The organism is Nocardia sp. NPDC051570 (genome assembly GCF_044454005.1).
Classification (GTDB): Bacteria; Actinomycetota; Actinomycetes; order Mycobacteriales; family Mycobacteriaceae; genus Nocardia.
Window position 1 is genome coordinate 117,847 of sequence record NZ_JBITDI010000012.1, and the last position, 20,710, is coordinate 138,556.

The 20,710-nt window shown below is 67.7% G+C and carries 19 protein-coding genes; 5 read left to right on the plus strand and 14 right to left on the minus strand.

Translation table 11 applies throughout. The features are described from left to right. Window positions 1-51 precede the first annotated feature (51 nt). A complete protein-coding gene (locus ACIA76_RS28355) occupies window positions 52-498 on the plus strand; it encodes a hypothetical protein (protein WP_397155895.1) in 447 nt (148 codons plus the stop codon). On the opposite strand, the gene ACIA76_RS28360 is transcribed toward ACIA76_RS28355, so the two are convergent. From ACIA76_RS28360 to clpB, 7 genes are all read right to left on the minus strand, one after another. Beyond that, window positions 495-1,193, minus strand: coding sequence for a lysoplasmalogenase family protein (locus ACIA76_RS28360; RefSeq protein WP_397155896.1), 699 nt, complete (start codon window positions 1,191-1,193; stop codon window positions 495-497). The two genes, ACIA76_RS28355 and ACIA76_RS28360, sit on opposite strands and share 4 nt — an antisense overlap. A gap of 7 nt (window positions 1,194-1,200) precedes the next feature. Then, entirely contained in the window at window positions 1,201-2,217 is a 1,017-nt protein-coding gene (locus ACIA76_RS28365; protein ID WP_397156160.1) for a beta-ketoacyl-ACP synthase 3, read from the minus strand. A gap of 172 nt (window positions 2,218-2,389) precedes the next feature. Beyond that, window positions 2,390-2,935 (minus strand): orotate phosphoribosyltransferase, encoded by a 546-nt coding sequence (pyrE, locus tag ACIA76_RS28370; protein ID WP_397155898.1) that lies wholly within the window; start codon window positions 2,933-2,935, stop codon window positions 2,390-2,392. A gap of 2 nt (window positions 2,936-2,937) precedes the next feature. Beyond that, window positions 2,938-3,744, minus strand: coding sequence for an SDR family NAD(P)-dependent oxidoreductase (locus ACIA76_RS28375; protein WP_397155900.1), 807 nt, complete (start codon window positions 3,742-3,744; stop codon window positions 2,938-2,940). Beyond that, window positions 3,741-4,811 (minus strand): hypothetical protein, encoded by a 1,071-nt coding sequence (locus tag ACIA76_RS28380; RefSeq protein ID WP_397155902.1) that lies wholly within the window; start codon window positions 4,809-4,811, stop codon window positions 3,741-3,743. Before ACIA76_RS28380 ends, ACIA76_RS28375 begins: the two co-directional genes overlap by 4 nt. 66 nt (window positions 4,812-4,877) lie before the next feature. Next, a complete protein-coding gene (locus ACIA76_RS28385; RefSeq protein ID WP_397155903.1) occupies window positions 4,878-5,702 on the minus strand; it encodes a DUF5666 domain-containing protein in 825 nt (274 codons plus the stop codon). 136 nt (window positions 5,703-5,838) lie between these two features. Next, window positions 5,839-8,394, minus strand: a complete 2,556-nt coding sequence (gene clpB, locus ACIA76_RS28390; RefSeq protein WP_397155905.1) for an ATP-dependent chaperone ClpB — start codon at window positions 8,392-8,394, stop codon at window positions 5,839-5,841. Between the two features lie 265 nt (window positions 8,395-8,659). Here clpB and ACIA76_RS28395 point away from each other — a divergent pair, with 265 nt between their 5' ends. The 3 genes from ACIA76_RS28395 (at window position 8,660) to ACIA76_RS28405 (ending at window position 11,685) form a co-directional block, all read left to right on the plus strand. After that, window positions 8,660-9,598 (plus strand): NADP-dependent oxidoreductase, encoded by a 939-nt coding sequence (locus ACIA76_RS28395; protein WP_397155907.1) that lies wholly within the window; start codon window positions 8,660-8,662, stop codon window positions 9,596-9,598. Window positions 9,599-9,728: 130 nt separating this feature from the next. Then, window positions 9,729-10,889 (plus strand): FAD-binding oxidoreductase, encoded by a 1,161-nt coding sequence (locus ACIA76_RS28400; protein ID WP_397155909.1) that lies wholly within the window; start codon window positions 9,729-9,731, stop codon window positions 10,887-10,889. Between the two features lie 13 nt (window positions 10,890-10,902). Then, window positions 10,903-11,685, plus strand: a complete 783-nt coding sequence (locus tag ACIA76_RS28405) for an FAD-binding oxidoreductase (RefSeq protein WP_397155911.1) — start codon at window positions 10,903-10,905, stop codon at window positions 11,683-11,685. A 19-nt stretch (window positions 11,686-11,704) separates the two neighbouring features. Here the strand turns inward: ACIA76_RS28405 and ACIA76_RS28410 are convergent, their stop codons facing one another. The 6 genes from ACIA76_RS28410 to ACIA76_RS28435 all read right to left on the minus strand — a co-directional run bounded on the left by ACIA76_RS28410 (window position 11,705) and on the right by ACIA76_RS28435 (window position 17,963). Beyond that, a complete protein-coding gene (locus tag ACIA76_RS28410) occupies window positions 11,705-12,874 on the minus strand; it encodes a globin domain-containing protein (protein WP_397155913.1) in 1,170 nt (389 codons plus the stop codon). Window positions 12,875-13,503: 629 nt separating this feature from the next. Beyond that, window positions 13,504-13,890 carry a heat shock protein transcriptional repressor HspR gene (locus ACIA76_RS28415; RefSeq protein WP_397155915.1) on the minus strand — a complete coding sequence of 129 codons (387 nt, stop codon included), beginning with the start codon at window positions 13,888-13,890 and terminating at the stop codon, window positions 13,504-13,506. Further along, window positions 13,890-15,065 carry a molecular chaperone DnaJ gene (gene dnaJ, locus ACIA76_RS28420; protein WP_397155916.1) on the minus strand — a complete coding sequence of 392 codons (1,176 nt, stop codon included), beginning with the start codon at window positions 15,063-15,065 and terminating at the stop codon, window positions 13,890-13,892. Before dnaJ ends, ACIA76_RS28415 begins: the two co-directional genes overlap by 1 nt. 21 nt (window positions 15,066-15,086) lie before the next feature. Further along, entirely contained in the window at window positions 15,087-15,782 is a 696-nt protein-coding gene (gene grpE, locus ACIA76_RS28425; protein ID WP_397155917.1) for a nucleotide exchange factor GrpE, read from the minus strand. Further along, on the minus strand, window positions 15,779-17,620 hold the full coding sequence (dnaK, locus tag ACIA76_RS28430; RefSeq protein ID WP_397155918.1) for a molecular chaperone DnaK: 1,842 nt from the start codon (window positions 17,618-17,620) through the stop codon (window positions 15,779-15,781). Before dnaK ends, grpE begins: the two co-directional genes overlap by 4 nt. Before the next feature lie 181 nt (window positions 17,621-17,801). Beyond that, on the minus strand, window positions 17,802-17,963 hold the full coding sequence (locus tag ACIA76_RS28435) for a hypothetical protein (protein WP_397155919.1): 162 nt from the start codon (window positions 17,961-17,963) through the stop codon (window positions 17,802-17,804). Window positions 17,964-18,006: 43 nt separating this feature from the next. Here ACIA76_RS28435 and ACIA76_RS28440 point away from each other — a divergent pair, with 43 nt between their 5' ends. Continuing rightward, window positions 18,007-19,167, plus strand: a complete 1,161-nt coding sequence (locus tag ACIA76_RS28440) for a zinc-binding dehydrogenase (protein ID WP_397155920.1) — start codon at window positions 18,007-18,009, stop codon at window positions 19,165-19,167. 6 nt (window positions 19,168-19,173) lie between these two features. Here the strand turns inward: ACIA76_RS28440 and ACIA76_RS28445 are convergent, their stop codons facing one another. Continuing rightward, window positions 19,174-20,700: a dynamin family protein gene (locus tag ACIA76_RS28445; protein ID WP_397155921.1), complete on the minus strand. Its 1,527-nt coding sequence runs from the start codon at window positions 20,698-20,700 to the stop codon at window positions 19,174-19,176. Window positions 20,701-20,710: the final 10 nt, after the last annotated feature.

A 20,710-nucleotide genomic window follows, 5' to 3' on the forward strand; every position in this document is an offset into this window, starting at 1 on the left:
CCCGCCCCCACGCCCTATCCTGGAATTCCGGAAGCGGCGGCGGAGGCGGTCATGGACCACACGCGCATTCTTCGCACCGTACTCGGCGTGACCGCCGGGTACCTGATCCTTCTCGGGCTCTGGCTGGGGTGGATCGTGCGCCACACGCCGCCCGGCTCGCTGCCGTATCAGCTGGTGGCGCTGGTGGGGATGTTCGGCTCCTGCGTCGGATTCGGGATGGTGCTGGCCCAGCGCCCCTCGCGCGCCGATCGCCGGTTGCTGCGCCACGGCCTGGAGGGCTGGGCCAGGATCGAGGCGGTGCATCCGCTCGAGCCGACCGACCACCACACCGAATTGACCGAACTGGATCTGCAACTGACCGTCCCCGGCTCGGAACCCTACCGCGGCACCATCGTCTTCGATGTGGCGCCGATCGATCAGCCGAGAATGGTTGTGGGCGAGACCATTTCGATCCGCGTCGATCCGGCGGACCGGGACCGGATCATGCTGTGCCTCTAGGTCCCCCGATTCGCGTGGACGCGCGGATCGGTCAGAAAGTATTGGGCCGCAGCGTATGTCGACAGAATGACGCCCTCGGTGACGCGCCGCGAACGGGCGCCGCGAGCGAACAGCCGACGCAGCACGATCAGCGCGTCCGAGAGGGTGAACAACAGCGCGCCCACACCGAGGCGGCTGCGCGGATCGCGAGACGGAACAGCGGTTCCCGCAACGGTTCTCGCACCGGGCGCCAGTTCCGGATCGGAGGCGAGCACGGCCGCGGTCCCGAGCGTCACACCATAGAACGACAGCGGCACGACCAGATTCGGCGCCTGGGCCCGCAGCAAGGCCGCGACGGCGAGCCAGGCCGACACCCGCGGCACGAGCACCGCCGACCGCGGCCGGGCCCCACGCCGCAACCACAGCGCCGAATACCCGGACTGCATCACCGCGAAAGCCGAAGCGCCCGCGGTCAACCGGCGATCGTCATCGGGATCGATGAGCAGCATATCCCCGACCGTCGCGGCGGCCAGCGCGCCGAGCAGCAGCGCGCGATCGGTCGGCGCGAGCGCGCGGCCACTGTGGCACATATCGGCCGCCAGCAGCGGCATCAACAGCGGCTTCGAGATCCATTGCAGCCGTTCGCGACCGCTCACCGCGCCGTAGACCGTGACCGCCGCGGCGCCGACATAGGCCGCGCGGAAGGGACGAGGCATCGGGCTTTTAGAAACTCGGCTCGGCAGGAGCGGGCGGCAGCGTGACCACCTGACCGGCATAGCTGAGCCCGGCGCCGAAGCCGAGCGCGAGCGCCAGCTGCCCGCCCTTGGCCTTGCCGGTCACCAACATCTCCTCCATCGCCAGCGGGATCGAGGCGGCCGAGGTGTTACCCGTGTTCTCGATATCGTTGGCCATCGGAATATCGTCGGCGAGGCCGAGATTCTTCTTCATCAACTCGTTGATCCGGGCATTGGCCTGATGCGGGATGAAGATCTCGATGTCCTCCTTGGCCACTCCGGACATATCGAGCGCGGTCGACAGGGCCCGCGGCAGCGTGACCGCCGCCCAGCGGAACACCCGTTGCCCCTCCATCCGCAGCGACATCCGGCCGACCGGATCGACGGCCGGATCGGTGCCCTGCATGGCCTGCGCCTTGTTCATGAACTCGAGGAAGTCGACATCCTGTGAGATCGCCCCGGCGTTCTCGCCGTCGCTACCCCACACCGTCGGGGAGATGCCGTTCTCCTCGCTCGGCCCGACCACGACCGCGCCCGCGCCGTCACCGAAGATCATCGCGGTGCCGCGGTCGGTCGGGTCGAGGCCGACGGTCATCGTCTCCGCGCCGATCACCAGCACATACTCCGCGGATCCCGCGCGGATCAGATCCGCTGCCACGCCGAGGGCGTAGCCGAATCCGCCGCAGCCGGAGGTCAAGTCGAAGGCGGGAATGCCGTTGATGCCCAGGTCGTAGGCTACCGAGGGGGCGCCGTGCGGGGTCAGCATCAACCAGCTGGAGGTGGCCAGGATCAGGGTGCCGACCTTGGATCGATCGATACCGCTGTTGGCCAGGGCCCGCTCGCCCGCGGCCGCCGCGATCGAGCGCAGTGTCTCATCGCCGCTGATCCAGCGCCGGTTGCGGATGCCGGTGCGCTCGAAGATCCACTCCGGCGTCGAATCCAGCACCTGGCAGACATCGGCATTGCTGACGATGCGCTCGGGGCGGTAGGCGCCGATGCCGAGCATCGCCACGTTCTCGTGACCCCTGCGTTTTGCAATGCTCACCACGGTGTCTCACACGACCCTTCACCACTGACGGACCAACAGCGTCCAGGCTAACCCAGCATGGGAAATCGGCCCAGCACATGATGGGTTTCTCACGCCCGCCACAGACGCTGTCGGCTCAGCTGAGGCGGGTTCAGCCCAGCGCCAGATCCTTCAGGCTGAGGATCGACCGGTATTCCAGACCCTCCGCGGCGATCACCTGATCGGCGCCGGTCTCGCGATCCACCACGGTCGCCACGCCGACCACGGTTGCCCCCGCGTTGCGGAGCGCGCGCACGGCGGTCAGGGGCGAATTGCCGGTCGTGGTCGTATCCTCCACCACCAGTACGCGTTTGCCGGATACCTCGGGGCCCTCGATCTGGCGCTGCATGCCGTGGGTCTTGGCGGCCTTACGCACCACGAACGCGTCCAGCGGACGCCCCGGCGCATGCAGTACGGCCAGCGCCACCGGGTCGGCGCCCATGGTCAGCCCGCCCACGGCGTCGAACTCCCAGTCCGACACCAGCTCTCGCAGCAGCTTGCCGATCAGCGGGGCGGCCTGATGCTGCAGGGTGGCCCGGCGCAGGTCCACGTAGTAGTCGGCCTCCTTGCCCGACGACAGGATGACCTTGCCGTGCACGACGGCGAGCTCGCGGACGAGCTCGGCCAATCTATCTCGGTCAGCGGTCGACTCGATCATGTTTATATCCTTCCGGATGCGTTGAACATGCCTCGGTTGAGGCGGCCCTGGACGGACCGCGGGAGCAGTCCGGCGACCGCCGTCAGCGCTTTGTACTGCATACCGGGCACGCTGATCACCCGGTTCTTCTCCAGGTCGCGCAGTGAACCGGCCACGACCCGATCGACGCCGAGCCACAACGGTTTCGGCAGCGACGAGACCTCGATACCGGCACGCCGGTGGAATTCGGTGTGCACGAATCCGGGGCACAGTGCCTGCACCCGAACCCCGGTCCCGGCCAGTTCCCCGGCCAGGCCCTCGGTCAAGAATATGACGTAGGCCTTGGACGCCGAATACGTCGCGGCGCGTCCCGGGACCAGGCCCGTGGCGCTGGCCACATTCACGATCGTGCCCCGCGCGGCCGTGACCATCGGGGGCAGCGCGGCGCGCGTGAGTTCCATCACGGCGGTCACATTCAGATCCAGTTGGGCGCGCAGCGCGGCGGGTTCGGCCGAGCGGAACTGTCCGGCCGATCCGATTCCGGCGTTGTTGACCAGGAAGTCGACGCCCTCGGTCAGGCGTGCGGTGACCCGATCACGGTCGGCGGCATCGATGAGGTCGGCGCGCAGCACCTGAGCGCGGGTGCCGAGGTGCAGTTCGACGTCGGCGGCCAGCGCGGTCAGTCGCTGTTCGTCGCGGGCCACCAGGACGAGGTCATAACCCAGGGCGGCGAGCCTGCGGGCATAGGCCTGCCCGATGCCGGAGGTGGGACCGGTGACGAGGGCGACGGGACGGGCGGTGCCGGGCAGACGCGCGGCGGGGTGGGTCACCGGGGTGTGGGGCCCTGATACGGGCGGAATCCGGGATGGAACGGGCCGCCGGGTCGATCGGGCACCTCATCCTCGACGAAGGTGTCCTCGAATTCGCCTGCGGCCGAATCGTCCCGCTCATCCGGCAGCTCCTCGGCCGGCGGCCAGTTGCGCCGGACGCGGCTGCGGGGATCGGGTACGACGGCCAGAGCGGGGCGGCGCGGCGGCTCCGAATCGGACTCGCCCGCAATGTCTTTGACCAGCGGGGTGTAGTCCTCGGCGTCCTCGTCGCGGTATTCGTAGCGATAGTTGGTGTCGTCGTAGTCGGGTTCGGGCTCCTCCGACCGCGGGGGCAGCACGCGGGCGGCACCGACCGCATGGGCCGGGGCCTCGTCCTCCTCGGCCGCCGCGGCGGCGCGGGTGCGCGGGCGGCCCGGATCGTGGCCCTCGGCCTCGACGCGGCCCTGATCACCGGCCACCGGCGGGAGCACATGCAGCAGACCCGACAGCCGCAGCACCACATCGACTGCGGCCTCCCAATCCTTCGAGGAGGTGCCCACGGGGAGCATGCCCAGGGTCCAATTGCCCTCGCTCCACAGCTGCTGCACCGTCTCCGGCAGGGTTTCGATGAATGCGACCATGCGCTGATCGACGGCGTGGCGGGCGATATCGGGATTGGTGGCGAAGACGACCCGATCACCGATCGCGCCGAGCAGTTCCAGATCGGCGTCCTTGGGCGGCGAGGCGGTCTTCAGGCGTAGGTCGATATCGATATCGGAGCCGATCTGGCGGCGCACCGCGACCAGTGTCGCGGCATCCTCGAGATCGAACAGCACGAACTTCTCGCCGCGGCGGTTACCCGAGACCACGTCGACCGCGGACAGATAGCCGAGTTTGGCCATCGCGCCCCGCCGCCAGGTCGAGGCCAGCGACGGCTCGACCGAGACATAGGTGTAGCCCTGCGATTTCGCCCACACCTGACGCACATGACCGGTCCGCTGCCGCTGGAGCCGATCGAAATACAGCAGCACGATCGCACCAACCAGTGCGATCGCCGCCAGCCCGAACCACATCGCCGTCATCGCCATCACCGACGAGTCTAGATTGCGTGGTGACAGCAGGGGGCCTCGCGGCACCCCGTGTTCGAGCCGGAACTAGCGGGGCCCGGTCAAGGCGGTGCTGATGATGATCTTGGCGAGGATGGAACCGTCGGGCGACTTATCGCCCTGGACCACGACCATATCGCCGGGATGCAGGTCGGCGACCTTCGCCGAAGTCGAGGTGATCACTTGGGTTTTCGAATCGGTGTGCACGGTGACACTCGCGCCGAGCAGCGAGTCGATGACCAGCGTCGAGCCGTCGTTGGACCTGATCGTGCCCATCGTGGCACCGAGATTATCGATATCGCCGAGGCCGGGCAGCGGCGGAACGGTCGGCTGCGAGCCACCCGGGCCGCGCGGCGGGATGATCGGAACCCGAGTCGTCGGAACGCGGGTGGTGGTGCCCGAGGCCGACGACGAGGAGGTCGAATCGTTACCGGCCAGCACCAGACCCACGGCGATGCCACCCAGTACGACCAGCGCGAAGATGCCCAGCGTCAGGCCGATCCACAGCCCCGTGCGACGGCGCCGGGGCGGCTCCACAGGCAGCCCCGTCGGCCCGTACGGACCGCCCGGACCGACCGGCCCACCGCCCCCGGGCGAATTCCATTGCTGTTCATACCCTCCGGGCGCGCCGTAACCACTCTCGTAGGCGCCCCACTGCGTGTCGTACGGCGGCAGCTCGCGCGTGGCATTGGGCCCGGGTGACTGACCGAAGTACTGATAGGACTCGGTCGGCGCGACACCGTACGCGTACGCGTCCGAGTACTCCGACGTGTGCACATGCGCATCTCCCGGGCGGCCCGGCACGCCGACCTGCTCGGTCGGCGCGTCGGGCGAATCCGGTCGCTGCGCCCACGGGTCGCTCGGATTCGTCATGCGAACCAGGGTAGGTGCAGATGTTGAATACGGGCCGCCTTTGCGGAGGCGCCCCGGGGCCTTTATGCCCCCGGGCACACCTCGCCTGCTCCCGGCGCGCACCCCCACCCGGTCCCGGCGCGCTCTTCGCCGGGACTTACCGGCCGACGATCAACCCGTCGCCATCCGGGGAGACGTTGACCTTCACCAGATCCCCGTCGGCCACCTCACCGGCCAGCAGTTCCTTGGCCAGCGAATCGCCGATGGCCTGCTGGATCAGCCGCCGCAGCGGACGCGCGCCGTAGACCGGGTCGTAACCCCGCACGGCCAGCCAGAACCGCGCCGAATCGCTCACATCCAACCGCAACCGCCGCTGTGCCAGCCGCTTCTGCAGCTGGGCCAGCTGAATGTCGACGATATCCTCGAGCTGCTCCTCGTTCAGCGGCTCGAACATCACCACATCGTCGAGCCGGTTCAGGAATTCCGGCTTGAACGCCGCGCGCACCGCATTCATCACATGGTCACGCTCGCCGCCCGCACCCAGATTCGAGGTGAGGATGAGGATCGTATTGCGGAAGTCGACCGTGCGGCCCTGGCCGTCGGTCAGCCGTCCCTCGTCGAGCACCTGCAGCAGGATGTCGAACACATCCGGATGGGCCTTCTCGATCTCGTCGAACAGCACCACCGTGTACGGCCGACGCCGCACCGCCTCGGTCAGCTGACCGCCCTGGTCGTAGCCGACGTAACCGGGCGGCGCACCGACCAGGCGGGCCACCGAATGCTTCTCGGAGTACTCGCTCATATCGATGCGGATCATGGCCCGCTCATCGTCGAACAGGAAGTCCGCCAAGGCCTTCGCCAGCTCGGTCTTACCGACACCGGTCGGACCGACGAACATGAACGAACCCGTCGGCCGGTTCGGATCGGCGACACCGGCCCGCGCGCGGCGCACGGCATCGGAGACCGCGGTGACGGCATCGGACTGCCCGACGACCCGCTTACCCAGCTCCTCCTCCATGCGCAGCAGCTTCTGGGTCTCACCTTCGAGCATGCGGCCCACCGGAATTCCGGTCCAGGCCGACACCACCTCGGCGATATCGTCCGGGCCGACCTCCTCCTTGAGCATGACCTGCCCGTCGGGAGCGGCCCCGGCCTTGCGCTCGGCCTCGGCGTATTCCTTCTCCAGCTGCGGGATTCGGCCGTAGCGCAGTTCGGCGGCCTTACCCAGATCGCCGTCGCGTTCGGCGCGCTCGGATTCGCCCTTGAGCGATTCGAGCTGTTCCTTGATGACGCGCACGGAGTCGATGGCCTGCTTCTCGTTCTGCCAGCGGGTCATCAGCTGGTTGAGCTTCTCGCGGTCGTCGGCGAGTTCGGAACGCAACTTCTCCAGCCGCTGTTTGGAGGCCTCATCGGTCTCCTTGGCCAGCGCCATCTCCTCGATCTCGAGACGACGCACCGCGCGCTCGATCTCGTCGATCTCCACCGGGCGCGAGTCGAGTTCCATGCGCAGCCGCGAGGCCGACTCGTCGACCAGGTCGATCGCCTTGTCCGGCAGGAATCGCGAGGTGATGTAGCGGTCCGACAGCGTGGCCGCGGCCACCAGCGCGGAGTCGGTGATGCGCACGCCGTGGTGCACCTCGTAACGCTCCTTGAGCCCGCGCAGGATGCCGATGGTGTCCTCCACCGAAGGCTCGCCGACGAGCACCTGCTGGAAGCGGCGCTCGAGGGCCGCGTCCTTCTCGATGTGCTGACGGTATTCGTCGAGCGTGGTCGCGCCGACCAGCCGCAATTCGCCGCGGGCCAGCATGGGCTTGATCATGTTGCCCGCGTCCATGGCCGACTCGCCGGTCGCGCCCGCGCCGACGATGGTGTGCAGCTCATCGATGAACGTGACGATCTGTCCCGCACTGGATTTGATGTCCTCCAGCACGGCCTTGAGCCGCTCCTCGAATTCGCCGCGATACTTCGCGCCCGCGACCATCGCGCCCAGATCGAGCGAGATCAGCCGCTTACCGCGCAACGACTCCGGCACATCGCCGGCGATGATGCGCTGGGCCAGGCCCTCCACGATCGCGGTCTTGCCGACACCGGGCTCACCGATCAGCACCGGATTGTTCTTGGTGCGGCGGCTGAGCACCTGCACGACGCGGCGAATCTCGGTGTCGCGGCCGATGACCGGATCGAGTTTGCCCTCGCGCGCCAGTGCGGTGAGATCGGTCGAATACTTCTCCAGGGCCTGATAGCTGCCCTCGGGATCGGGCGAGGTGACCCGCGCGTTGCCGCGCACGGCCGTGAACGCCTCGCGCAGCGCGTCGGTGGTCGCACCGTACTTCAGCAGCAGCTGGGAGATATCGGAATCCCCCTCGGCCAGACCGACCATCAGATGTTCGGTCGAGACGTATTCGTCGCCGAGTTCGGTGGCCAGCCGCTGTGCCGCGGTGATGGCAGCCAGCGCCTCGCGGCCGAGCTGCGGGGTGGTGGTCGCGCCGGATGCCCGCGGCAGCCGATCGACGATGTCCTGGGCCTCGCGCCGAACCGTTGCCGGGTCGACACCGACGGCCTTCAACAGGGGGGCGGCGATGCCGTCGGTCTGATCCAGCAACGCCACCAACAGATGACCCGGACGAATCTCCGGATTGCCCGCGGCCGAGGCCGCCTGCAGTGCGGCGGTCAGGGCCGCCTGGGTCTTGGTGGTGGGATTGAACGAGTCCACTGTCACCTTCCTGCTGGTCGCTTACGACACATCCAACGTCGTAGGAGTTGAGTCTGTTCCGCTCAAGTCTGATGAACTTCCGCGTTCTCCGCAATGCCCACACCCGCCCCCGGCCGAACCCTACGCGCCGAAACAAACCGACAACCCTCGCTTACGTAACGATCCGGTCCTCGCCGCATACGATGTGCCAGATCATCTGAGAAATCCTCAACCACTCTGACCAGTGAGTTTCCGTCCGGAAAGGATCGGAGCGACGATGCGCGCGATGGTGGTACGCGAGTTCGGCGGCATCCCGGAACAGGCCGAGATGCCGACCCCCGACGCCCACTCGGGGCATATGTTGATCCGTCTCGCCGCCGCCGGGCTCACCGCCTACGACCGGATGCTCATCGACGGCCTGCTCGCCGACAGACTTCCACACGACTTCCCGATGATTCCGGGCATCGACGGCGCCGGAACGGTCTCGGCGATCGGCGCGGATGTGACCTCCTTCGCCGTCGGCGACCGCGTGGTCGGCACCTTCCTCGCACCGCGGGTCGGACACGGCACCTTCGCCGAATACACCACCGCGCCCGCGGACGGCACGATCGCGCGCATCCCCGAGAGCATCGGCACCGTCCAGGCCGCGGCGCTGCCCACGGCCGGGCTCACCGCGCAACGGCTGGTCGACGCGGCCGGACTCGCCGCGGGCCAGTGGGTTCTGATCAATTGCGCCGCAGGCGATGTCGGAACGTTCACCATGCAACTGGCCGCCGCGGCCGGCGCGCGGGTCATCGCCGTGGCCCGGCCCGAGGACACCGATCGGATGATCCGGCTCGGCGCGACGCGGGTCGTCGACTACGTCGAGGCGCCCGTGGTGGATCAGATTCGCCAGCATCATCCCGAGGGTGTGGACGTGCTGTTCGATCCGGTCTCCACACCCGCGACGCTGACGCATCTGAGCCGCATCGTCCGGACCGGCGGCAAGGTATTCAGCACGGTCGGCGCCGCCGACGCCGAGGCATTGCGGGCCCGTGGGTTACGCGGCGGCAACGTCGAGCCGACCGGGGACGCGGCGGAGCTGCGACGAGTGTTGCAGCGAGTGGTCGAGGGTGAGATGGTGGTGCCCGTCGATATCGCCCGTCCGCTCGTCGAGTTACCCCAGATGCTCGACGCGAAGTTCGACGTCGAGGACCGCGGCGGTAAGGCGGTACTCGTCATCTGAGGCCGACGTGACTTAAGCAATCCCTCCATAACCGTGCGACCACGGTTTTATCGGGGATACTTGACCGCGAAGGACCGCCGATCGGCGTGCGGTCCCCGGGCAGGTACATGCAGAAAGGAAGCTCGACGTCGTGGATGCGCGTTCGGCAGCGCTGGTCCGCGCCAACTTCCGGTCGATACTCGAGGCGCCCAACGGGCCCGAACGGTTGATCAGCGCGTTCTTCGGTCATATGTTCGCCGAGAATCCCCACCTGCGTGAACTCTTCCCGCCCGCCATGGACATGATGCCGAAGAAGGTGGTCACGGCCATCCAATTCGTGCTCGACCATCTCGAGGACTGGGACAGGGCGCAGCGGTTCCTGGAGCAACTGGCTCGCGATCATCGCAAGTACGGGGTCGAGGCGGCCCATTACGACATCGCGGGGCGGGCGCTGCTCGCCGCGTTCCGGACCTATCACGGTGCGAGCGGGTGGAGTCGCGAGCTGGAGGAGGGGTGGCGCGATATCGGCATCCTGATCACCGCCTCGATGGCCATCGGCGCGAATTCGGACAAATCGCAACCGTATTGGGAGGCCACGGTCGTCGGGCACCGCCGTGTCCTGGACGATCTGGCGATCGTGCGGTTGCAGTCGGACAGCCCGATCCCCTATCAGGCCGGGCAGTACGTATCGGTGTCGGTCCCGCAGCGGCCCAAGATGTGGCGGTACCTGTCCCCCGCGATTCCCACGAATCCCTACGGGGAGATCGAATTTCACGTCCGCAAGGTGCGCACGGGCTGGGTGAGTCCGGCGATCGTGAACGAGACCCAGGTCGGCGACCGCTGGTCGATCGCGGGACCGATGGGCGGCCTGCATGTGGACCGCGACAGCCGCCGCGATGTGCTGCTGATCGGCGCGGGCACCGGCGTCGCCCCGCTGCGCGCCCAGTTGATCGAGATGGGCCGGCGCGGGATGAATCCGCGGGTGCACTTCTTCATCGGCGGCCGCTACCCGTGCGATCTCTACGATGTGGAGAACATGTGGCAGCTGTCGCTGAGCAATCCGTGGCTGACCGTGGTTCCGGTGTGCGAGAACGAATCCAACCCGTGGTGGCATCCGTATCCGCCCGCCGACCCGCCGTTCGGCATGCATCGGCGGTTGATCGGTAATCTGGGCGCGGTGGTGGCCAGCTTCGGCGCCTGGGCCGACCGGCAGATCCAGATCGCGGGTTCGGCGCGCATGATCGCCGACACCAAACGCGCGCTGCTGGCGGTGGGAACGCCGGAGCACATCATCATGACGGATCCGGTATAGGGAGGCAGAGGCAGTGACGATCGGCCCCGGGGAGACCGGTGAGCTCCGGCTCCACGCTCAGCAGTGGTCCTCGACGGTGGTCGGCCATCATCGGCTGCGCCACGACATCGCGGTGATCCGGCTGATCGGGGAGTTCGTGCCGTTCGAGGCGGGCCAGTCGGTGGAAGTGCAAGTGCCGCAACATCCCGGACTGCGCCGCCGGCTGTCCCCGGCCCTGCCGCCCTCGCTGGACGGCAAGCTGGAATTCCATGTGCGCACGGTGCCCGGCGGCTGGTGCAGCGGCTCGATCGTGGCCGATACCCGTCCCGGCGACCAGTGGTTGATCACCGATCCGGCCGGCTGGATGTCGGTCGACGATTGGACCACCGATGTCGTGCTGATCGCGGGCGGAACGGGTTTGGCGCCGCTGCGGGCGCTGCTGCTGGACCTGGCCCGCCGCCCCGAGCCCCCGCGCACCCACCTGTTCATCGGCGGCCGCTCTCCCCGCGATCTCTACGCCTCCGACATGCTGTATCTGCTGGCGGGCGAAATGCCTTGGCTGACAGTCGTTCCGGTGGTCGAATCCGGCGACGATCCGAACTGGATCGACGAATGGCACGAGAACTGCCGCGTGGATATCGGTTTCGAGGTCGACGAGATGCTCGAGGGCACCCTGGCCGATGTCATCGGCGATATGGGTCCCCTGCTCAACCATCAGGTCCTGGTCTGCGGCTCCCCCGCCATGACCCGAGCCACGGTCGACCGCCTCATCCTCACCGGCACCCCCGCCGAAGCCATTCGCTACGAAGGGGTTTGAGGCTCGTCCTTCGCCGGGATCAGAACAGAGGATCGTGCCGAATGTTCTTCGTCGGAGTCCCCGCCGCCATCAACCGGAACTTGGTGGTCTGCACCATCGAGGGCGAGCCGACGATCTGCACGTCATGGTCCTTCCACGGCCCCTCGGCGGCGATCACCTTGCCGATCTGACCGGTGCGCCGGGGCGCCAGGCCGGGGAGTTCCGCGGCAGTATGCTCGGATTCGTCATGCCACCAAGGGTTTTCGTCGCTCTCGGTGACGGGGGTGACGGTAAGCCACTTGTTGGCGGCGGCCAGATCGCTCAGCGCCTGCAGATCGTAGAGGTCGCAGGGATGATGGCCGCCGACGAACAGCCGCACCTTCGGATTCGAACGCCGCTGGGTCATCGCCATGAGTTGTGCTCGCAGCGGGGCGATTCCGGTACCGCAGCCGATCATCAACATCTTGCGCCGAGTATTGCGCGGCACGCCCAGCCCACCCAGCGGCGAACCGAGCAGCCACTGATCGCCGACGCGGGTATGCCCGATCATGGCCGGACTGACCCAGCCGCCGGAGACGCCGCGGATATGAAACTCCACCTCGCAGTGGGGATTCGCCGGAATCGCCGGGGACAGATAGCGCCACATGCGCGGCCGGGCCGGGATCTGCACGCTCATGTACTGCCCGGCCGCGTACTGCATGGGCTGATCCAGCCGCAGCCGCACCACGGACAGATTGCGCAGCACCTCGCGCTGTTCGATCACGGTGCCGGTCCAGTACGGGGGCGTGTCCTCCTGCGCGGCGGCCTTCATCATGGTGTCGGCGATGACGCCGATGCCCTCCTGCCAGGCCCGCTCCACCTCGTCGGTCCACAGCTCGGTCCCGGCATAAGCGCGCAGCGCGGTGCGCAGCGAGGAGCCAACGGCCGCATAGTGTTCCGGCTTCACACCGTATTTGCGGTGGTCGCGCCCGAGTTGAGCGAGGAAGGGTAGGAGCTTATCGGGCTCCTCGAGCCGGTCGATCGTGTAGCCGATCGCCTTGACCAGCCGATCACGCTGGGCGTCCAGGGCTGCGGGGAAGAAATCCCGCACCTGTGGATAGTCGGTGAACAGGAGAGCGTAGAACGAGCGGGCTAGCTTCTCCGGTCCCCCTTCCTCCGCAGCAACCGCCTTGAACGTCGTTCTCATCAATGCGACGGTCCGCGAATCCATATGTCTCACAACCCCATTTCGCACGGGAACGCAGGCAGGGCCGCGAGTGAGATGCTGCGAGACACTCGACAGCAGCCGATGTCAAACGAGTGTAGGCGAGGTTTGCCAGCAGTGGAACGCGTCCTTTGAACAACACGTCTGTAATTCCCCTAAAACAGGCCACCTGCGGGCGAATTCGACCAGAAACCAACCGATTACCCAGGACACGCCGGGTGTTCCGCCATGCGGCTCAATGGTTTTGCATGGTTCCATTTGAAAACCTCGGATTTGCGGCGACTGTGCGGCAACCGATCTCGCTTTCTCGCGGACCTCCGGTTCGAGACGAAACCGACCTTTCGGCAACTTTTGCGCGACCCGATCGGCCCTTTCGGGACGAACGTCCCAGTGTCACAGAGTGTTCGGCACAGATGAAAGCGCAGCACATCGCACGCAACAATCGCCCTCTCCAGTTCCCGGATTGCCCTCCCCCAGTTCCCGGATTGCCCTCCCCTAGTTCCCGGCATTGCCCTCCCTCAGTTCCCGGCATTGCCCTCCCTCAGTTCCCGGCGCAGCCGGGATCGCCCGGAAGGGCAATGAAAACAGCGCCCCTGTCCCCAGAGGCGCTGTCTTCCAATTGTTTCCGTGTAGAACTACCGGCGCTTGTTGCGCGGCTGCCAGACCACCAGGGCCGTACTGCGCTGGGGCGGTGAGAGTTCGGGCAGATAATGGGACCGGAGGCGTTCGACCTCGGACGTCAGGTCGCGGACCCGCTGTTGCAGCTCCTCGACCTGATTGGTGAGTTCGATGATCCGTTTGATGCCGGCCAGGTTGACGCCCTCGTCCTGGGACAGCCGCTGCACCTCGCGCAGCAGCTCCACATCGCGGGTCGAATAGCGCCGACCGCCGCCCGAGGTGCGTTGCGGCGTAACCAGACCCAGTCGGTCGTAGGTGCGCAGCGTCTGCGCGTGCATACCGGCCAGTTGAGCCGCCACCGAGATCATGAAGTACTCGGCACCGGTCGTCCGGTCACCGTTCATCACGCACCTGCCCATCCGGCACGCGGGTCGAACCCGCCTTCCTTCTCCGCCTCCGCATAGTGGCGTAGCGCCTCGGAGGCATTGTCGTCCAGCTTCTGCGGAACCGCGACCTTCACCGTCACCAGCAGGTCACCGGCGCCACCGCCGCGCTTGGGCACACCGCGCCCCCGCACCCGCAGGGTCCGGCCGTCGGCGGTGCCGGGCGGCACCTTCACCCCGACCCGGCCGTCCAGTGTCGGCACCGAAACCGTTGTGCCCAGCACCAATTCGGCATAGCTGACGGGCAGCACCAAGGTCAGGTCCTCGCCGTTGCGGCCGAAGACCTTGTCCTGGCTGACATGGACGGTCACGAACAGGTCGCCCGCCGGGGCGCCGCGCAGGCCCGCCTCGCCCTGACTCGCCAGCCGAATTCGCTGGCCGTCACGCACCCCGGGCGGGATGCGCACGGTGATCGTGCGCGTGCGGTTCTGGATGCCGGTGCCCCGGCAGTCCGAGCACGGATCGTCGATGATCGACCCGGTGCCGCGACAGTCCTCGCACGGCTCGCTGAATCCGAACGCACCCTGGTTGCGGCTGATCACGCCGGTTCCGTTGCAATGCGGGCAGACTCGCGGGCTGGTGCCCGGCTTGGCGCCGCTGCCGTGACAGGTCGTACACGGCGACGGGCTGGTCATCCGCAGCGGGACGGTCACGCCCTGGGCGGCCTCGCGGAAGCCGAGGGTCGTCTCGGTCTCCACATCGCTGCCGCGCCGCGGCCGCGACGATGCCCGGGTGCCCGCGCCGCCACCGCGATTGAACAGGCCGCCCAGCAGATCACCCAGACCACCGTCGGCGGTGGCCGCGCCGCCGCCGAAGATATCGCCCAGATTGAACTCGCTGAAACCGCCCTGTCCGGTGTACCCGCCGCCCGGCGAGAATCCGCCGCGGCCGAAACCGCCGCTGGCGAACAGCCGCCGCGCCTCGTCGTACTCCTTGCGCTTCTCCGGATCCGACAGCACGGCATGCGCCTCGCTGACGGCCTTGAACCGCTCCTCGGCCTTGGTATCTCCCGGATTCTTATCCGGGTGCAGATCACGGGCCATTTTGCGGTAGGCCTTCTTGACCTCGTCCGGCGTGGCGCTGGAGGAGACACCCAGCTCCTTGTAGAAGTCCTTTTCCAGCCACTCCCGATTCACCGGGCATCTCCTCCTCTCTGCTTACTGCTCGCCTGCGCCGGCATCCGTGCCAGCGTTCGTCGCATCCGGCGCGCCCGCCGGATCCGCCACCGCATCGGTGACGCCGACCAGCGCGTGCCGCAACACACGGTCACCGAAGCGGTAACCCTTGCGCATCACCACACCGATCACCGGATCATGTCCGTCGCCCTCGTGCTGCACGGCCTCGTGCAGGGTCGGGTCGAAGGGCTCGCCCTCCAGGCCGAACTCCTCGAGACCCTGCTTGCGCAGCGCGTCGGCGAGCTTATCCGCCACCGACTTCAGCGGTCCGGAGTCGAGATCGCCGTGCGCGCGGGCCCGGTCGAGATCGTCGAGCACGGCGAGCAGATCGGTGACCACCGCGGCCTTGGCCGTCTCGACGGCGGCCTTGCGGTCGCGCTCGACGCGACGGCGATAGTTGGCGTATTCGGCGGTCAGCCGCTGCAGATCGGCGGTGCGCTCGGCGAGCTCGCCACTGATCACATCCGCCAGGGTGTCCGAGCCGTTCTCCGAGACGGCGGAAGACGAATCCTGGTTCGCTCCCACGGAATCGGCCGCGGCCGCGGCGGCATCCGCCGCGGCCTCACGAACCTCGCTCCCAGGAGCGGAGCCTGCGGAGCGACCTTCAGACACAGTTGGATCCATCTTCCGGTTGTCCACGATGGTGACGGGCTCCTGATCTGGGCTCTTGTTCGTCACTTCTTCTCCGGCTCTTCCACGACCTCGGCGTCGACGACGGTGTCATCGGAATCCTGGTGCGGGGCCGCGCCGTTGCCCGAGGCGGCCGCATCCCCACCGGACTGCTCGTAGATCGCCTGGCCCAGGGCCTGCGACTCGGTGGCCAACTTCTCCACCGCGGTCTTGATGACCGCGAGGTCGGTGCCCTTCAGAGCCTCGGTGGCCTCGGCGATGGCCGCCTCGACCTTGCCCTTGATATCGGCCGGGACCTTGTCCTCGTTCTCCTTGATGAACTTCTCGGTCTGGTGCACGAGCGATTCGGCCTGGTTGCGGGTCTCGGCCTCCTCGCGACGCTGCTTATCCTCGGCGGCGTGCGCCTCGGCGTCCTTGACCATCCGGTCGATCTCCTCCTTGGACAGGCCGGAGCCGTCCTGGATCTTGATCGTGTTCTCCTTGCCGGTGCCCTTGTCCTTGGCGGTCACGTGGACGATGCCGTTGGCGTCGATGTCGAAGGTGACCTCGATCTGCGGCACGCCGCGCGGGGCCGGCGGGATACCGGTCAGCTCGAAGGAGCCGAGCAGCTTGTTGTGCGAGGCGATCTCGCGCTCACCCTGGAAGACCTGGATCTGCACCGAGGGCTGGTTGTCGTCCGCGGTGGTGAAGGTCTCCGACCGCTTGGTCGGGATGGTGGTGTTGCGCTCGATCAGCTTGGTCATCACCCCGCCCTTGGTCTCGATGCCCAGCGACAGCGGGGTCACATCGAGCAGCAGGACGTCCTTGACCTCACCCTTGAGCACACCGGCCTGCAGGGCGGCGCCGACGGCGACGACCTCGTCCGGGTTCACGCCCTTGTTGGGCTCCTTGCCGCCGGTCAGCTCCTTGACGAGGTCGGAGACGGCGGGCATACGGGTCGAACCACCAACGAGCACAACGTGATCGATATCGCCGACCGAGATGCCGGCATCCTTGATGACCGACTGGAACGGCTTGCGGGTGCGGTCCAGCAGATCCGAGGTGATCTTCTGGAATTCGGCACGGGTCAGCTGCTCGTCGAGGAACAGCGGGTTCTTATCCGCGTCGACGGTGATGTAGGGCAGGTTGATCGAGGTCGACTGCGAGGACGACAGCTCGATCTTGGCCTTCTCGGCGGCCTCGCGCAGACGCTGCATGGCCATCTTGTCCTTGGTCAGGTCGATACCCGAGCTGCCCTTGAACTTGTCGACGAGCCACTTCACGATGCGCTCGTCCCAGTCGTCACCACCGAGGTGGTTGTCACCGGAGGTGGCGCGGACCTCGACGACGCCCTCGCCGATCTCCAACAGCGAGACGTCGAAGGTGCCGCCACCGAGGTCGAAGACCAGGATGGTCTGTTCCTTATCGCCCTTGTCCAGGCCGTACGCCAGCGCGGCCGCGGTGGGCTCGTTGACGATGCGGAGCACGTTCAGGCCCGCGATCTGGCCGGCCTCCTTGGTGGCCTGGCGCTGCGCGTCCTCGAAGTAGGCGGGGACGGTGATGACCGCGTCGGTGATCTCTTCACCCAGGTAGGCCTCGGCGTCGCGCTTCAGCTTCATCAGCGTGCGCGCGGAGATCTCCTGCGGGGTGTACTTCTTGCCGTCGAGCTCGACCGACCAGTCCTCGCCCATGTGGCGCTTGACGGACCTGATGGTGCGGTCGACGTTGGTGACGGCCTGATTCTTGGCGGGCTGACCGACAAGCACCTCACCGTTCTTCGCGAACGCGACGATCGACGGGGTGGTGCGCGATCCTTCCGAGTTGGCGACGACGACCGGCTCGCCGCCTTCGAGAACGGCGATCACCGAGTTCGTGGTCCCGAGGTCGATACCGACCGCACGAGCCATTGTGGGTTCCTCCTAGTTGACGTCCATTACCAGCAACACTGAGCGCAGTCCGCTCAATCCTGCCCGTCGACCCTATCCGAGTCAACCGCAGACTTGAGCCTAGCGCACTCAATCTCACATCGATCAGCTCAACGGACGGCATGCGCCTTTGATTCCCGATCCGGGAAACTTTGTTCCCGGATCAGGTCCGGGTGTTCTGGACCGCACACGCCGAGCAGGGGAGGTCCTCGGCATCGGCGGGCCGCCCGGCCAGTCGCGACACCAGCCGATACGGCGAATCCCGCAGCAGCTGAACCACTTCGGTGACTGCTGCGCGATGCCCGCCCAGCCCGCGACAGCGCATCGAAGTGACCTCCGCCACCACCGTCGCGCGGTACCGTGCGGATATGAAGGCTGTGGTCTGTTCCGAAGGCAAGCTGGAGGTCGCCGATATCGCGGCGCCCACACCGGGAGTCGGGCAGATTCTGATCAATGTCATCCGTTGCGGCATATGCGGTTCGGATCTGCATGCCCGGGTTCACTGCGACGCATTGGCCGATCTGGCGCGCGCGACCGGCTACGACCAGTTCATGCGGTCCGATCAGCGCGTCGTGCTCGGCCATGAATTCGTCGGGGAGATAGCCGAATACGGCCCGGACTGCCGCCGGCGCTGGAAGCGGGGCACGCGGGTGGTGGCGCTGCCGATCCTGCGGCACGGCCGCGAACCGCATCTGACCGGATTGTCGCAGGCCGCGCCCGGCGGCTATGCCGAACAGGTCGTGGTGCAGGAGTCGATGACCTTCCCGGTGCCCAACGGACTGTCGTCCGAACATGCCGCGCTCACCGAGCCGATGGCGGTGGCCTGGCATGCCGTGCGCCGCGGCCGGGTCAACACGAAACAGCGGGCCTACGTCATCGGCTGCGGGCCGATCGGCCTGGCGGTGATCACGATGTTGAAGGCCGCGGGCGTGAAAACCGTCGTCGCCAGCGATCTCTCACAGCATCGCCGGGAACTCGCCACCCGCTGCGGCGCCGATGTCGTGGTCGATCCGGGCGTGACCGAACCCTGGACCGTCGCGCCGCACAAGGGCCGCATCACCGGGGTCACCGATGTGCTCAACCTCGGCTTCGATGCCATGGAACGGCTGCGCCGGATCCCGAATCTGCCGTGGTGGTACGGCTTTCGACTGGCGCATACGCTGGATGCGGGACCGTCGGGTGCGGTCGTATTCGAATGCGTCGGCGTGCCGGGCATCATCGATCACATCCTCGCCGCCGCGCCCCCGCGCTCGCGCGTGGTGGTGGTCGGGGTGTGCATGCAGGCCGACACCATCCATCCCGCGACGGCCATCAACAAGGAGATCGATCTGCGCTTCGTCCTCGGCTACGACCCGGGCGAATTCCGCGACACCTTGCATATGATCGCCGACGGTAAAGCCGATCCGGCCCCGCTGCTCACCGGCACGGTCGGCCTGGACGGTGTCGACAATGCCTTTGCCGCCCTGGGTAATCCGGAACATCATGCCAAGATCCTCATCGACCCGGCGAGTTCGGTGGCCTCCGTCTGAGTCCCCTCAGATCAGGCCCTCCGCGCTGCGGGCGGCGGTGAGGCAGGCATTGGCGGTGAACTGATCGGCCAGCGGATGCCGGGCCCGAGCACGCCATTTGCGCACGGCGGCAAGGGCTTCCGCGCGCAGCGTCGCGGGATCGGCATCGGCCGCGAGGCCCAGGCGCAGATGAGCGGCGACGCCCGAACCGCCGATGAGGCGATTGAGCTCGGTGAGATCGTCCGCGGGCAGCGGAAGTTCGTCGGTCCGCAGCCGTCCCAGCAGCCGCAGTTCGGCGAAGCCGTGCACGTCCGCGAGCAGCGTGCGCACCCGGGGCAGCAGCCGATCGGCGGAGGTGCCCGGATGGGCGGACAGGATGCGATCCAGCGCCGTCAGCGCCGAATGGGCCTGCAATTGATCGGCGCGCTGGGCGAATTGGATATCGAGTACCGAACGCAACTCGTCGAGGCCGCTGCGCTGGGTCAATTCCGTTGCCAGCGAGGCGGAATCGCGGACTCCGAGCCGAATCAGCGTGACGGCAGTGCGAATTCCGAACAGTCCGAAGCGGGCCGCCAGATGTGCGCGCAGCTCCGGGGCCACCGGTAGCGGCAGATCCGGGCGCGCGAAGCGGTCCGCTGACAACAGCGCCGCGGTCAGCTCCTCCGTCGGCGCGGCGGCCAACGCCTCGAACGCGTCGTATTCGCGCTGTCGCAGCGTGGCGGCGGCGAAGGCGAGCAGGCCCGCCACCGGAATCACCGACTGGCACAGGCCCGTTCGCTCGAGCTCCCCGGCGAAGCGGGCCGCGACATCGCGCGCGGAACGCAGGGCATCGATGCGCCCCGCGCCGATCTCGTCGGCCCGCGAGACGACACCGATCACCCCGAGGGGACCCGAATGCCCCGTGGTCGCGCCGACCCGCTCCAGGAAACCCACATCGGCGGCGTCCAGGCGGCGCAGCAGATAGACGATTGCGTCCGCGCCCGGCGGCGGCGCGGCCGTCCCGGAATCGTCCGGGATCAGCAGCCGCGCGGTCCGCATCGACACCTCGCGCGACAGCGACGAGGTGCCCGGGGTGTCGATGATCGTGGTGCGGTCCAGCGCGGCGGCGGGCCATTCGACCTCGAGATGGTCGACCTCGCGGGGCGCACCGCCGTCCCAGCGCAGGGCCGACAGATCGAAGGTCAATCCGTGCGCGCCGGGCAGCCCGTCGGCGCCCGGCTGCCGCCGCACCACCACATTCGCCTGTGACCCGTCGGCGGCGCGGGCGGTGACGCGCGGCGCGGAGCCCCGGCGATACCAGGTCACCATGCGCGTGCACTCGGTCGCGTCGGTGGGCGCGATGTCCTGGCCCACCAGGGCATTGAGCAGCGTCGACTTACCCGCCTTCACCTGACCCGCCAGCGCGACCCGCAGCGGCTGATCGAGCCGCCGGGCGCAGTCGTCGAGCAGCGCGGCCGGGCGGGAACGCGGGGCGAACGCCGGGCGCGCGGCCGCGACCAATCGACGGGCCTCGGGCGCGATGCCCTGGGCCACACCGGCGACCTCGAAACTCACGCGGTCACCG

What these genes read in the sequence shown, in the direction of transcription:
- pyrE (WP_397155898.1), bottom strand. Translation starts at nt 2,935, where the DNA reads ATGATCGAGTCGACCGCTGACCGAGATAGATTGGCCGAGCTCGTCCGC.
- ACIA76_RS28385 (WP_397155903.1), bottom strand. Translation starts at nt 5,702, where the DNA reads ATGACGAATCCGAGCGACCCGTGGGCGCAGCGACCGGATTCGCCCGAC.
- ACIA76_RS28435 (WP_397155919.1), bottom strand. Translation starts at nt 17,963, where the DNA reads ATGCGCTGTCGCGGGCTGGGCGGGCATCGCGCAGCAGTCACCGAAGTG.
- ACIA76_RS28380 (WP_397155902.1), bottom strand. Translation starts at nt 4,811, where the DNA reads ATGGCGATGACGGCGATGTGGTTCGGGCTGGCGGCGATCGCACTGGTT.
- ACIA76_RS28410 (WP_397155913.1), bottom strand. Translation starts at nt 12,874, where the DNA reads ATGGATTCGCGGACCGTCGCATTGATGAGAACGACGTTCAAGGCGGTT.
- ACIA76_RS28415 (WP_397155915.1), bottom strand. Translation starts at nt 13,890, where the DNA reads ATGAACGGTGACCGGACGACCGGTGCCGAGTACTTCATGATCTCGGTG.
- ACIA76_RS28355 (WP_397155895.1), top strand. Translation starts at nt 52, where the DNA reads ATGGACCACACGCGCATTCTTCGCACCGTACTCGGCGTGACCGCCGGG.
- ACIA76_RS28440 (WP_397155920.1), top strand. Translation starts at nt 18,007, where the DNA reads ATGAAGGCTGTGGTCTGTTCCGAAGGCAAGCTGGAGGTCGCCGATATC.
- ACIA76_RS28395 (WP_397155907.1), top strand. Translation starts at nt 8,660, where the DNA reads ATGGTGGTACGCGAGTTCGGCGGCATCCCGGAACAGGCCGAGATGCCG.
- dnaK (WP_397155918.1), bottom strand. Translation starts at nt 17,620, where the DNA reads ATGGCTCGTGCGGTCGGTATCGACCTCGGGACCACGAACTCGGTGATC.
- ACIA76_RS28365 (WP_397156160.1), bottom strand. Translation starts at nt 2,217, where the DNA reads ATGCTCGGCATCGGCGCCTACCGCCCCGAGCGCATCGTCAGCAATGCC.
- ACIA76_RS28360 (WP_397155896.1), bottom strand. Translation starts at nt 1,193, where the DNA reads ATGCCTCGTCCCTTCCGCGCGGCCTATGTCGGCGCCGCGGCGGTCACG.